13 protein-coding genes are annotated in these 12,608 nt (G+C 60.9%); 10 read left to right on the top strand and 3 right to left on the bottom strand.

The annotated features are described in order from the left end of the window. Window positions 1–17: 17 nt before the first annotated feature. On the bottom strand, window positions 18–548 hold the full coding sequence (gene def / locus B1781_RS00835) for a peptide deformylase (protein ID WP_078117867.1): 531 nt from the start codon (window positions 546–548) through the stop codon (window positions 18–20). Window positions 549–799: 251 nt separating this feature from the next. On the opposite strand from def, the gene B1781_RS00830 reads away from it, so the two are divergent. The 8 genes from B1781_RS00830 to B1781_RS00795 all read left to right on the top strand — a co-directional run bounded on the left by B1781_RS00830 (window position 800) and on the right by B1781_RS00795 (window position 9,696). After that, complete coding sequence (locus B1781_RS00830) at window positions 800–1,765, top strand: LysM peptidoglycan-binding domain-containing protein (protein WP_334223837.1); 966 nt, start codon at window positions 800–802, stop codon at window positions 1,763–1,765. Window positions 1,766–1,788: 23 nt separating this feature from the next. Continuing rightward, window positions 1,789–2,904 (top strand): DNA-processing protein DprA, encoded by a 1,116-nt coding sequence (gene dprA, locus B1781_RS00825; protein ID WP_078117865.1) that lies wholly within the window; start codon window positions 1,789–1,791, stop codon window positions 2,902–2,904. A gap of 85 nt (window positions 2,905–2,989) precedes the next feature. After that, entirely contained in the window at window positions 2,990–3,469 is a 480-nt protein-coding gene (locus B1781_RS00820; RefSeq protein WP_078117864.1) for a DUF494 family protein, read from the top strand. A gap of 215 nt (window positions 3,470–3,684) precedes the next feature. Beyond that, a complete protein-coding gene (gene topA / locus B1781_RS00815; protein WP_078117863.1) occupies window positions 3,685–5,982 on the top strand; it encodes a type I DNA topoisomerase in 2,298 nt (765 codons plus the stop codon). Window positions 5,983–6,027: 45 nt separating this feature from the next. Next, the gene (locus B1781_RS00810) at window positions 6,028–6,594 is read left to right on the top strand and encodes an L-threonylcarbamoyladenylate synthase (RefSeq protein WP_078117862.1); all 567 of its coding nucleotides are present in this window, start codon (window positions 6,028–6,030) and stop codon (window positions 6,592–6,594) included. Between the two features lie 133 nt (window positions 6,595–6,727). Continuing rightward, complete coding sequence (locus B1781_RS00805) at window positions 6,728–8,314, top strand: GGDEF domain-containing protein (protein ID WP_078117861.1); 1,587 nt, start codon at window positions 6,728–6,730, stop codon at window positions 8,312–8,314. 70 nt (window positions 8,315–8,384) lie between these two features. Next, window positions 8,385–9,317, top strand: coding sequence for an oxygen-dependent coproporphyrinogen oxidase (hemF, locus tag B1781_RS00800; protein ID WP_078117860.1), 933 nt, complete (start codon window positions 8,385–8,387; stop codon window positions 9,315–9,317). Between the two features lie 82 nt (window positions 9,318–9,399). Beyond that, window positions 9,400–9,696, top strand: coding sequence for a hypothetical protein (locus B1781_RS00795; protein ID WP_078117859.1), 297 nt, complete (start codon window positions 9,400–9,402; stop codon window positions 9,694–9,696). A gap of 226 nt (window positions 9,697–9,922) precedes the next feature. Here the strand turns inward: B1781_RS00795 and B1781_RS00790 are convergent, their stop codons facing one another. Both B1781_RS00790 and B1781_RS00785 read right to left on the bottom strand, forming a co-directional pair. Further along, the gene (locus tag B1781_RS00790; RefSeq protein ID WP_078117858.1) at window positions 9,923–10,270 is read right to left on the bottom strand and encodes a thioredoxin family protein; all 348 of its coding nucleotides are present in this window, start codon (window positions 10,268–10,270) and stop codon (window positions 9,923–9,925) included. Between the two features lie 3 nt (window positions 10,271–10,273). Beyond that, complete coding sequence (locus B1781_RS00785) at window positions 10,274–10,753, bottom strand: DUF302 domain-containing protein (protein ID WP_078117857.1); 480 nt, start codon at window positions 10,751–10,753, stop codon at window positions 10,274–10,276. A 121-nt stretch (window positions 10,754–10,874) separates the two neighbouring features. On the opposite strand from B1781_RS00785, the gene hemC reads away from it, so the two are divergent. Both hemC and B1781_RS00775 read left to right on the top strand, forming a co-directional pair. Further along, complete coding sequence (hemC, locus tag B1781_RS00780) at window positions 10,875–11,807, top strand: hydroxymethylbilane synthase (protein WP_078117856.1); 933 nt, start codon at window positions 10,875–10,877, stop codon at window positions 11,805–11,807. A gap of 5 nt (window positions 11,808–11,812) precedes the next feature. Beyond that, window positions 11,813–12,598, top strand: a complete 786-nt coding sequence (locus tag B1781_RS00775; RefSeq protein ID WP_078117855.1) for a uroporphyrinogen-III synthase — start codon at window positions 11,813–11,815, stop codon at window positions 12,596–12,598. Window positions 12,599–12,608 lie beyond the last annotated feature (10 nt).

The following is a 12,608-nucleotide window of genomic DNA, read 5'->3' as shown; positions in this document are numbered from 1 at the left end:
GCCGGAGATGCCGAAGACTAGATCGCGCGTCGCTTTTGCGGCTTTTCGCCGGACTGGCGAGCCTCTTTTTCCAGCTTCTTGCGAATCCGCTGGCGCTTCAGGTTGGACAGGTAGTCAACAAAAAGTTTGCCGTCGAGGTGGTCGATCTCATGCTGAATGCAGACCGCCAACAGGCCGTCGACATCCATCTCGAACTGCTTGCCGTCCCGGTCGAGGGCGCGTACCCGCACCTTCTCGGCCCGCTGTACCGTCTCATACACGCCCGGCACCGATAGGCAGCCCTCGTCCATCTCTTCTTCGCCTTGTTTTTCAACGATTTGCGGATTCACCAGCGCGAGCGGGGCGTTGCGCTCCTCGGATGTGTCGACGACGATCACTCGGCGCGGATCGTTAACCTGGATGGCTGCCAGACCGATGCCTGGCGCGTCGTACATCGTCTCGAACATGTCGTCGATCAGTTTGCGCACCGAGTCGTCCACCTCGGTCACCGGTTTGGCGACATTGCGCAGACGGGCATCCGGAAAGTGCAGGATATCGAGGATCGCCATGTTCTCTCTCGCGTTCTATAGTTAGGGCTCAAAAATGACTTCTAGACAGCTGTATAGGCTAGAATTTCGCCGGAAAATCACGGTTTGGGATCAATCACCCTAAAGAGTGAGGGCATCCAGGCCGTAAATAATACCGCAATCGAATCTTTTTGACCGTCCAGAAGTCGCCATTGCGCCAAGGGAATTCCATGTTTAAAGCCTGTAAAAGTTTGATTCTGCTGTTGTCGTGTGCTCTCACGATGCCCATCGCAATGGCAGAGGATCTGCTGAAAGCCGACCACCCCGATCACTACACCGTCGTCAAGGGCGACACGCTCTGGGACATCTCAGGGCGCTTTTTGCGTAGCCCATGGCGCTGGCCGGAGATCTGGCACGTCAACCAGCAGATCGCCAATCCGCATCTGATCTATCCCGGTGATGTGCTCGAATTGGTCTACATCGACGGCAAGCCGCAACTGCGCCTGCGCCGCGGACCGCTGAAGCTGTCGCCGCGGGTGCGTTCAACGCCGTGGGACGGCGCCATACCGACCGTGCCGATCGACGCAATCGGTCCGTTCCTGACCCGCCCGTACGTGATGGACGAAAACCAGCTCGACACCGCGCCTTACATCGTCGACTTCGCCGACGAGCACATTCTCGGCGGTGCCGGCCAGAAGGCCTATGTCCGCGCCATCGAGCAGGATCAGCCGACCAAGTACGAAATCGTGCGTCCCGGTGGCCCGTACAAGGACGCTGAAACCGGTGAAATTCTGGGCTACGAGGCGGTTTACATCGGCACCTCGGAACTGCACCGCACCGGCGATCCAGCCACCGTATTCATCAACTCGACCGAACTCGAGGCGGTGATCGGCGATCGGCTGATGCCGGCCGGTGAGGAACGCGCCTCGGTCAACTTCACCCCGCACGCCCCGATCGCTCCGGTCGAAGGCAGCATCATCTCCGTGATGAATGGCGTCAGCCAGATCGGCCAGTACAACATCGTGGTCATCGACCGCGGTGAAGCCGACGGCATCGCGGCCGGTACCGTGCTGCGCGTCGACCAGAAGGGCGAAGAGATCCGCGACGTGGTAACGCCGGATTCGCGCGACACCGTGCAACTGCCGGACGAGGAAGCCGGCCTGATGATGGTGTTCCGTACTTTCGAACGGGTCAGCTTCGGACTTATCATGCACGCAACCCGCGTCATGCACGTCAATGACAAGGTCCGCAATCCCTGACTCCTGACCCAAAGCGAGGTTGAATGGACTCAACCCCCAACGATGAACTGGCCGCCTGGTGCGTGCTGCTGCGCGCACCAGGCATTGGCTGCCAAACCCTGAACCCACTGCTTGCCGACGGCATACCCGCCCGGCAACTGATCGACCATCCACCCCCATCGCTACCGCCGTCACTGGCCGACTACCTGCGTGAGCCCGATTGGCAGGGGGCAGAGGCCGACATGGCGTGGCTCGAGCAGCCGCGCAACCATCTGCTGCGGATTACCGATCGAGACTATCCGGACCGTCTGCGCCAGCTGGCCAATCCGCCTTCGCTGTTGTTCCTGCATGGCGACCCCGACCTGTTGCCCCTGCCCCAACTCGCCGTCGTCGGCAGCCGCAACCCGAGCACCGGTGGCGCACGGGCTGCACGCGAGTTCGCCGAGCACCTGGCCGGAGCGGGACTGGTTATCGCCAGCGGACTGGCGATGGGCATCGATGCCGCCGCCCACCAGGGGGCCCTCGATGCGGACGGCCTGACACTGGCGGTGACCGGGACGGGGCTGGACCGCGTCTACCCAGCCAAAAACCGCTCGCTCGCCCATCAGATAGCAATGAACGGCTTGCTGGTATCGGAGTTTCCGACCGGCACCGCCCCACTGCCGGGCAACTTCCCGCGCCGCAACCGGATCCTTGCCGGTCTCAGCCTGGGCACCCTGGTGGTCGAGGCCGCCCTCAAGAGTGGCTCGCTGATCACCGCCCGCCTCGCGGGCGAGGCCGGACGCGAAATCTTCGCCATTCCCGGCTCCATCCATAACCCCCTGGCGCGCGGCTGCCACGCCCTGATCCGCGATGGCGCAAAGCTTGTAGAAACCGCGGATCACGTGCTCGAAGAGCTCGCTCCGCTGCTCGGCGAGGGCTTTGTGCCGGCACCGCAGAACGAGCTGCAATTCCCTGAAAAAACTGGGAATATTGATCCCCAACATCAGGTCATTCTGGACGCCATGGGCTATGATCCCACGACAACGGATGAGTTGGTGGCGCGAACCGGCTTCCCCGCGGCCGAGGTGTCATCGATCCTGCTGTTGCTCGAACTGCAAGGTCATGTATCATCGGCCGCAGGTGGATTGTTCACACGTATTGGAAATAGCGCTGAGTGAACCCTAACCCTGCCCTAATCGGCCCAAACACGGGACACAGTCCGTCGTCCTCCGAGGCCCCCCTTTCTCCGCCAGGAAGATTGCCGTGAACGAAAACGTCATCGACGTCCTGATCTATATCTACGAGAACTACATGGATGCTGAGGAGTCCGTTCCGACCGATCAGATCATGCTGGAAGAAGAACTGGTCCAGGCTGGATTCCCGCAAGGCGAGATCAAAAAAGCGTTCAACTGGCTCGACGAGCTGGCGTGGCGGCAGGGGTCGCTGGCGTACGGTGACGCGCAGCCCAACCGCTCGATGCGCATTTACAGCGAGCGCGAGCAGCAGCGCATGGATCTCGAGATCCAGGGCATGCTGCTGTACCTGGAGCAGACCGGCATCCTCGACCCGATGAGCCGCGAGCTGGTCATCGAGCGGGCCATGGCGCTGGAAACCGAAGAGCTGACCGCGGATGACGTCAAATGGATCGTGCTCCTGGTCCTGCTGAACCAACCGGGTCAGGAGAATGCGTTCGCCCTGATGGAAGAGCTTGTCTACAACGGCGAACCCGTTTATCTGCATTGATTTTCTTAACGCTTCCGGTCCGTGGCCGGGGGCGCATATTTGGTCAAGCGCGGCAATTCGCGCTTGACATCACTTCCGCTTGGCGGCTATCCGTATAAAAAAGCAAGTCGGCCTGCGCATGCTCAGAATGGCATAACCCGCGCCGGTCCTTGTTGAAAAACACCCGACCCGTACCGACGCCAGGTGCGGGTTTTTTTGACAGAGCAGTTACAACGATGAACCTGGTAATTGTCGAATCGCCGGCCAAAGCGAAGACAATCAAGAAATACCTTGGCAAGGACTTCGAGGTCCTGGCCTCGTACGGCCACGTGCGCGACCTGGTGCCCAAAGAGGGCGCGGTCGACCCTGCCAACGAGTTCGCCATGAAGTACCAGGTGATCGACCGCAACGACAAGCATGTCAAGGCGATCACGACCAAGCTGAAAAACTCCGATGCCCTGTACCTCGCAACCGACCCGGACCGCGAGGGCGAGGCCATCTCCTGGCATCTGTACGAACTGCTCAAGACCAAGCGCGCGCTCAAGGACAAACCGGTCCACCGCGTGGTGTTCAACGAGATCACCAAGAAGGCCGTGCAGGACGCCGTGGCCCATCCGCGCGAACTGTCGATGGACCTGGTCAACGCGCAGCAGGCACGGCGCGCGCTCGACTACCTGGTCGGTTTCAACCTGTCGCCGCTGCTGTGGAAGAAGGTCCGCCGCGGCCTGTCGGCCGGTCGCGTGCAGAGCCCGGCATTGCGCCTGATCTGCGAACGCGAAGAAGAAATCGAGGCCTTCAAGGCCCGCGAATACTGGACCATCGAGGCCGACACCGAGAAAGACGGCCAGGCGTTCAGCGCCAAGCTGACCCATTTCGCCAACGAGAAGCTGTCCCAGTTTTCCGTCACCAACGGCGACCGCGCCACCGAGATCGAAACCGCGCTGCACGCGGCGGCCGGTGGCAAGCTCGATGTCCTCAAGGTCGAAAAGAAGCAGCGCAAGCGCAACCCGGCGGCGCCGTTCACGACCTCGACGCTACAACAGGAGGCCTCGCGCAAGCTCGGCTTCACCGCGCAGCGCACGATGCGCATCGCGCAGCAACTGTACGAGGGCGTAGATATCGGCAGCGGCGCGGTCGGCCTGATTACCTATATGCGTACCGACTCGGTCAACCTCGCAGACGAGGCCGTCGCTGAGCTGCGCGGCTTTATCGGCGACAAGTACGGCAAAGACCAATTGCCAAAGGCACCACGCCAGTTCAAGACCAAGGCCAAGAATGCGCAAGAGGCGCACGAGGCAATCCGCCCGACGTCTGCCTTGAACGTGCCCGACGAGATCGCTAAGCACCTCGATAAGGACCAGCTCAAGCTCTACAGCCTGATCTGGAAGCGAACCGTGGCCTGCCAGATGATCCATGCGACCATCGACACTGTCGCCGCCGACCTGGGCGCAGGCGACGGCAACGTGTTCCGCGCCAATGGCTCTACCATCGCCAGCCCGGGCTTCATCCAGGTCTACCTAGAAGGCACCGACGACGCCAAGCCGGGTGAAGACGACGAAAAGATGCTGCCGCCGCTGAGCGAAGGCGAGAAGGTCTCGCTGAACAAGATCCGGCCCGAACAGCACTTCACCGAGCCGCCACCGCGCTACAGCGAGGCCAGCCTGGTCAAGGCGCTCGAGGAGTTCGGTATCGGCCGCCCCTCGACCTACGCCTCGATCATTTCGACGCTGCAAGATCGCGAATACGTCGAGATGGACAAGAAACGCTTCATCCCGACCGACGTCGGTCGTGTGGTAAATAAGTTCCTGACCAACTATTTCACGCAATACGTCGACTACGACTTCACCGCCCGCCTTGAAGACGAGTTGGATGCCGTATCGCGCGGCGAGGAAGAGTGGATTCCGCTGCTGGAGAAATTCTGGCAGCCGTTCAAAGACCGCATCGACCATACCCAAGAAAACGTCCAGCGCTCGGACGTCACCCAGGAAAAGATCGACGAGAAATGCCCGAAATGCGACGGCCAACTGGCGATCCGGCTGGGCCGCAACGGTCGCTTCATCGGTTGCACGAACTATCCCGAATGCGACTACACGCGCAACCTGGATGACGACGGCTCGGCCTCGGCCGAACCCGAAAAGGTCGGGCGCGATTGCCCAGAGTGCGGCAGCGAGCTGGTGTTCAAGCAGGGACGATACGGCAAGTTCATCGGCTGTTCCGGCTACCCCAAGTGCCGCTTCATCGAACCTCTCGAAAAGCCGAAAGACACCGGCGTGAAGTGCCCCAAGTGCCACAAAGGCACGCTGATGCAACGCAAGTCACGCCGCGGCAAGATCTTCTATTCCTGCTCCACCTACCCGAAGTGTGACTACGCGGTATGGAACGAACCGGTGGCGGAAAACTGCCCAAGCTGCGGTTGGCCGATCCTGACGATCAAGACAACCAAGCGCAGTGGTACGCAAAAAGTCTGTCCACAGCAGGACTGCTCCTTTGCCGAAAGCTATGAAGCACCGGCCGACACGCCCAGCGATAGCTGATCGACGTGTAAGAGTTGCAGCGGCCGGCAGGTCAGCCGACGACCGATGACTGATCGCCCCGATCATTTTCGCCTGCGACTCGCCGCTCGCCTGCTGCGCGAGGGCGCGGTCATCGCCTACCCCACCGAGGCCGTATTCGGCTTGGGTTGCGACCCGCTGAATCGGCGCGCGGTCTATCGACTGCTGGCAATCAAACAACGTCCCGTCGAGAAAGGCCTGATCCTGATCGCCAGCGATATCAGCCAGCTACTGCCCTTCGTTTCGATACCGAGTACCGTGTTGCGCGCCGAACTGGAGGCGACCTGGCCCGGCCCTGTGACCTGGTTGCTGCCGACCCGGCCCGAAACACCAAAGTGGTTGCGTGGCGAACACACAACCATCGCGGTTCGCGTAACGGCACATCCCGTCGCCGCTGCCCTTTGCGATGCCTTTGGCGGTCCGATCGTATCGACCAGCGCCAATGCCAGCGGCAGACCCCCGGCGCGCACCGCACTGCAGGCAAGACGCCGATGCCCAGGCATCGATGCGATCCTGAACGGCAAGACCGGTGGGCGGGCACGCCCGACCGAGATTCGCGACGCGGCGACGGGACGCACCGTCAGACCTGCTTAGACAATCCCGGCGTTCTCGAAGGACGCCAATTTTCGCGAATCTCCACGGAGTTTGACAGCCGACGCGGGCTGCGACGTCTACACTGGTTCTACAACGCCGCAGATCCGATAGCGGTCGATTTTAGGTGAGCCGCATGGGTATGCGACAAGACAACAGGACGTTGTATTCAGCGATCAGTTTGATTATCGCTCTGTTCCTCGGGATGGGCCTGTCTGCCATTTATGCGGTCTTCGACCTCAATCGTGATGTCGAACGACTGTATCGACATCCGTTTGCGGTCAGCAACGCAGTCAAGAACATCCGCATCCATCTCGCCTCCATGCGCGGCATGATGAAAGACATCATTCAGCTCGAATCGGATGAAAACATCCTGAAGCAAGCGCGCACCATCAGTGATCGTGATATCGAGGTGTTGCGCGAGTTCGATACGGTCTTCGACCGTTTTCTCGGCAATCCTGAGCAGATCCACGCCTTTCACGATGCATTCACCGAATGGCGAAGTTCACGGGACGAAGTGATTTTCCTGGTGCGCTCCGGCCAACGCCAGGCGGCGAAAGCATTGTCGCAAGGCAGACAGGCAGAACAGGCTGCGGCACTGGAACGTCAGGCTACGGATGTCGTGGACTTCGCCGTCGCCAAGGCCCGCGAGTTCCAGGCCAAGGCAGCAGAACGACGCGAAAATTATTTTCTGCTGCTCGGCATGTTGCTCGCACTGGTGTTGCTGTTGTCGATCTGGATAACGCAGAAGGCGATGATGCGCCTCCACCGCAGCCAGCAAACCCTATTGCGACAATCGCAATTGATCGATGAGCACATCGGCATGGCGACCATGGACACCGCCGGTCAGATCAAGACCGCCAGCAGACAGTTGGCGCGCATGCTCAGCGTACCGCCGCGCAAGCTGCCGGGCCTGCGCGCAGAAGCCATACTGCCGGTCGGCGAAGATGCGCCGTCGGTGCAAGACATTATCGACTTCGGTGGCAGCGGACGTAACTGGTTCGGCCGCGCCCAATCTGCCGATGCCGATATCGCCGCCAAGTTTTTCTCGCTCGAGGCACACCCGGTTCACGATGAACACCTGAATGTTCAGGAATTCATGCTGCTGTACGAAGACATTACGGAAAAAGTGCGGATCGAGGAATTGTCGCGCATCGACAAGCTCACCGACCTGCCCAACAGGCGGGCCTATGATGAGCGGATTGAGTACCTCGTGCGTCGGGCAAGGCGCGATCGCTGCAACCTGACCCTGGCGGTGATCGATGTCGACAATTTCAAAGCGTTCAATGATCTGTACGGCCATCCGCAGGGCGACTACGCACTGACCCAGGTTGCCGACGTATTGACCTCTGCCATGCGCCGGCCGGACGACCATGCATTCCGGCTCGGTGGTGAAGAATTCGCTTTGTTGTTCATCGGCCTCGATGTCGAACGCTCCTCCAAACTGTTGGAAACCGTTCGCAGCAACGTCGAGGCATTGGGTCTGGTGCATGCCGGCAATACCGGCGTCAGCAATGTACTGACAGTCTCGATCGGTGCCGTGGTGGCCAGCGACAGCCACGCCCTTCGCCCCCAAGTCATGTACCAACAGGCCGATCAACAACTGTATCGCGCCAAACGCAAACGCAACGATCTGGCCGTGCTCGAAGGCACCGAACTCACCGTAGTCGAAAACCTTGCCGCCGCCGAACATCCGGCTGACCAACAGCAGGAGAAAAGCTGAACGCCGCTTGTGACAGCAGGCGCGGTTCTGGTCAAATGCCGTCAAGCTTTCCACTTGCCCGACGATCACTATGCCCGATACGCCCGATATCGAAGCCGTCAAAAGCTACCTGCTCGATCTGCAAACCCGCATCTGCGATGCCCTAGGCAGCGAAGATGGCGAGGCTTTTCGCGAAGACAGCTGGGAACGACCCGGTGGTGGCGGTGGCCGATCGCGCGTGCTCGAAGGCGGCAATCTGTTCGAAAAAGCGGGCGTCAACTTCTCGCATGTGTTCGGCGACGGCCTGCCGCCTTCGGCCACTGCGCAACGACCGGAACTCGCCGGACGCAGCTTCCAAGCCATGGGCGTGTCGCTGGTCATCCACCCACGCAATCCCTACGTGCCGACCTCGCATGCCAACGTGCGTTTCTTCGTTGCCGAAAAAGCGGATGCCGACCCTGTCTGGTGGTTTGGCGGCGGATTCGACCTGACGCCTTACTACGGCAATCGTGACGACGCCCGACACTGGCACGAAACGGCCAAAGCCGCATGCGACCCGTTTGGCGAAGAGGTCTATCCGCGTTTTAAGAAGTGGTGCGACGACTATTTCTTTCTCAAGCACCGCAACGAACCACGCGGTATCGGCGGATTGTTTTTCGACGATCTGAACGAATGGGGATTCGAGCAATCCTTTGCCTTTATGCGCAGCGTCGGCGATCACTACATCCCCGCCTATCTGCCGATCGTTCAACGCCGGTGCAAACACGCCTACGGCGAGCACGAACGCGAGTTTCAACTCTATCGACGCGGCCGCTACGTGGAGTTCAACCTGGTCTACGATCGCGGCACCATCTTCGGACTGCAGACCGGTGGGCGCACAGAATCTATCCTGATGTCCCTGCCGCCACTGGTTACCTGGCGGTACGATTGGCAACCCGAGCCAGGATCGGCAGAAGCCGAACTGTACGAGGTGTTCCTGCAGCCACGCGATTGGCTCGCCGAAAAAGAAGTGAAAATGGATTGAAAAGTTTTCGTGGGTGCCCGGGTCTTTAGGGGCAAGAACGCACAACACGTTCCAAACATTGACCCAACTTCAGGAGACACCCATGAAACACTTTATCGCTATCGCCCTGCTCGCATCGACCGGCCTCGCCCAGGCAAGCTCTTTCGATTACGAAAAAGCCGTCGGCGCACCGGAACTGTTCTCGACGCTGGTCACCGACCAGGTAACGCATACCGCCGCCTCGTCGGCCGAGTTCAGCTATCAGCGCAGCATCGGATCGGACGACCTGTTCTCAACGCTGAACATCCAGCGCGGCGACACTCACGTATCGAACGGACCGAGCGCATTTGAGTACCAGCTGTCGATCGGCAGCAGCGAACTCGATCCGTCGCTTTCCTGATCGTCGAACGCTACGCAGCTGACTGGGCGCCCCTGGCGCCCTTTTTTCCTTGGCCCAGAAAGCAGACAAAAAAATACCCACCCGTTGTGCGGGTGGGTTACGAATGCGCATTCGAGCGCCGGAGGAGGACCAACCTGGAGCAAAGCTCGCAAAATGCTCCAGGCCATCGCTAGGTGAATTAGCGTCCCCTCGCGCCGAAACCTTAGTCGCTTAAGAATTTAATTCTCTATACGTTCAGATGCTCGTCGATCCACTCGCGGATCCAGTGCGATGCACGCGCGCCGCTGAAACGTCCGCGTTCCTCGCCGTGCTGGAACAGGATAACGGTCGGAAAGCCACGTAGACGGTAGCGGCCCGCCAGTTTCATGTTGTCGCCCTCATCGACCTCGACCTTGCACAGCCTGACGGCACCATCCAACCCTTCGATCACGGTCTTGAGGTGCGGCGCGATGGCATGGCACGGTGCACACCAGTCTGCCCAGAAATCGACCAGGATCGGGGTCGCCGCCGATGCCGCCAACACCTTGTCTTCGAAGTCTTCCAGATCGCAATTAAAGGTCTGTGCTTCGCTCATACTTCAATCCTTCTCCGCTTTGCTGACAGCGGACTGCAGCGCCTTGGCGATCACATCCTCGATCTCTTTGACGATACCGATGGCCGGGCTGCCCTCGGCAACCAGGGTCGGCCGGGCGAACAGCACCCGCGTGATGCCGTCTTTTTCGACCAAACTCACGCGTATCGGGCACAGCGCCAACAGGTCGGGGTCGGCGTTACTCACTTGATTGGCATACCAGGCATTGCAGACGACGATACTCTTGATCGCGTCGAGCGCATTGCGGTTGTAGTCGTCGCCCCAGCGTTCGGCAAGGCCAGCCATGCCACCACCGACGTCCGCTTCGAATACCACCCAGAAGCGCGCCTCTTCCAGCGCCGCGTACACCGCCGGATAGGTCTTGCTCAACGGCGCCTTGGCGTCGAAACGCATGACCCCCGGCGCGGCCGCATGTACACCCAACGACACCATCAGCAGGCACAGCGCCGGCAACAACTTCCTCATCGCGAAATCTCCGTAATTTTCAGATGACCGATTGTAACCCGGGCCGCAACTACGCTTTGTCAGACGCGCCGCGAGCCATTAGCATTAGCGCCTCCCTCGTCAGCCGGCGGTAAACACCGACATGTCCGAAGCGCCCATTCGCATCGCTACCCGCAAATCCCCCCTGGCCATGTGGCAGGCGGAACACGTCGCCGACGCGTTGCGCAAAGCCCATCCCGGCCTGGAAGTGGAATTGCTCGGTATGAGTACACAGGGCGACAAGATTCTGGACACGCCGCTGGCCAAAATCGGCGGCAAAGGTCTGTTCGTCAAAGAGTTGGAGCAACGCATGCTCGAAGGCGACGCAGACATTGCCGTGCACTCGATGAAAGACGTGCCGGTCGAGCTGCCCGATGGCCTGCACCTGGCGGTCATCCTCGAACGCGAAGACCCACGTGACGCCTTCGTTTCGAATCACCATGCCAGCCTGGTCGCCCTGCCCGAAGGCGCACGCGTCGGTACGTCCAGCCTCAGACGCCAGTGCCAGCTTGCCGACCAGCGGCCCGACCTCGAGATCATCCCGTTGCGCGGCAACGTCAACACCCGCCTCAAGAAACTCGACGATGGCGAATACGATGCCATCATCCTCGCCGCCGCCGGATTGCTGCGCCTCGGCCTGGCCGAACGCATCCGTAGTTTCATCGATACCGAACACAGCCTGCCGGCGATCGGGCAAGGCGCGATCGGCATCGAATGCCGCAGCGACGATGACCGTATCAATTCGCTGCTGGCGCCGTTGCACCATGCACCGACCGCAGCGCGGGTACGTGCCGAACGCGCGATGAATCACCGGCTCGAAGGTGGCTGCCAGGTGCCGATCGGCGGGCACGCCACGCTCGACGGCGACCAACTGTTTCTGCGCGGCCTGGTGGGCACCGTCGACGGTAGCGAGATCGTGCGCGCCGAGATCACGGGCCCCGAAGCAGACGCCGAACAACTCGGTACAGCGCTGGCCGAGGAACTGCTCGCGCATGGCGCCGCCAAGATTCTCGCTGAGCTGTATGCCGAGCACTGATCGCGTTGAGCCAGTCTGCATCACCCTGTGATCTCGGCGGCCTGAGCGTGCTGGTCACGCGGCCGGCACACCAGTCCGAAGGCCTGTGCAGTGCGATCGAAGGGTCACGCGGCAGACCGGTGCGTTTCCCCACGCTCGAGATCCTCGGGCCACGCGACAAGCGCGAGGCGCGCACACAGCTGACGGGAGCCAGCCGGGCAGACCTGTTGATCTTCATCAGCGCCAACGCCGTGCAATATGCGTTTCCACTTCTGCCGGAGCAGCTGCCGGTCGATGTCGACATCGCCGCCGTCGGCAGTGCGACCGCCCGGGCGCTGACGGACGCCGGGCTCGACCCCACGCTGACCCCCGATCGCATGGACAGCGAGGGATTGCTGGCGCTGCCCTCGCTACAGAACGTAGCGGGTAAAACCGTGTACATCCTGCGTGGTGAAGGTGGGCGCGAACTGCTGTATGACACCCTGGTCGAGCGCGGCGCGCTGGTCCAGCAAGTCGACGTCTATCGCCGCCAGGTGCCGCAGCGCCCTGCCGGCACAAACAACCTGGTGCAAAACTGGGAACGTCTGGTCGATGCCGTCAGCGCGACCAGCAATGCGATCCTCGACAACCTGTTCACCTTGCTGGGCGAACCAGGCGCCGCCCTGATCCGTGGCACACCGTTGGTGGTGGTCAGCCAGCGCATGGCCGAGCATGCGGTGGAGCTTGGTTGCGAAGTCGTCTACGTGGCCTCATCCGCGCGCGACGCCGACGTACTGGCGACCCTGTGCGAGGTTGAAGCCGATTTAAATTGAATGCGCGCAG

This window comes from Thiosocius teredinicola, from assembly GCF_002009425.1.
Taxonomy (GTDB): Bacteria; Pseudomonadota; Gammaproteobacteria; order Chromatiales; family Chromatiaceae; genus Thiosocius; species Thiosocius teredinicola.
This window is presented reverse-complemented; position numbering and strand designations above follow the sequence as displayed.

Excerpts from the sequence above, each read along its gene's own strand:
- B1781_RS00805 (WP_078117861.1), top strand. The coding sequence starts at position 6,728 with ATGGGTATGCGACAAGACAACAGGACGTTGTATTCAGCGATCAGTTTG.
- B1781_RS00795 (WP_078117859.1), top strand. The coding sequence starts at position 9,400 with ATGAAACACTTTATCGCTATCGCCCTGCTCGCATCGACCGGCCTCGCC.
- def (WP_078117867.1), bottom strand. The coding sequence starts at position 548 with ATGGCGATCCTCGATATCCTGCACTTTCCGGATGCCCGTCTGCGCAAT.
- B1781_RS00830 (WP_334223837.1), top strand. The coding sequence starts at position 800 with ATGGCAGAGGATCTGCTGAAAGCCGACCACCCCGATCACTACACCGTC.
- topA (WP_078117863.1), top strand. The coding sequence starts at position 3,685 with ATGAACCTGGTAATTGTCGAATCGCCGGCCAAAGCGAAGACAATCAAG.
- B1781_RS00785 (WP_078117857.1), bottom strand. The coding sequence starts at position 10,753 with ATGAGGAAGTTGTTGCCGGCGCTGTGCCTGCTGATGGTGTCGTTGGGT.
- hemC (WP_078117856.1), top strand. The coding sequence starts at position 10,875 with ATGTCCGAAGCGCCCATTCGCATCGCTACCCGCAAATCCCCCCTGGCC.
- hemF (WP_078117860.1), top strand. The coding sequence starts at position 8,385 with ATGCCCGATACGCCCGATATCGAAGCCGTCAAAAGCTACCTGCTCGAT.
- B1781_RS00810 (WP_078117862.1), top strand. The coding sequence starts at position 6,028 with ATGACTGATCGCCCCGATCATTTTCGCCTGCGACTCGCCGCTCGCCTG.
- B1781_RS00790 (WP_078117858.1), bottom strand. The coding sequence starts at position 10,270 with ATGAGCGAAGCACAGACCTTTAATTGCGATCTGGAAGACTTCGAAGAC.
- dprA (WP_078117865.1), top strand. The coding sequence starts at position 1,789 with ATGGACTCAACCCCCAACGATGAACTGGCCGCCTGGTGCGTGCTGCTG.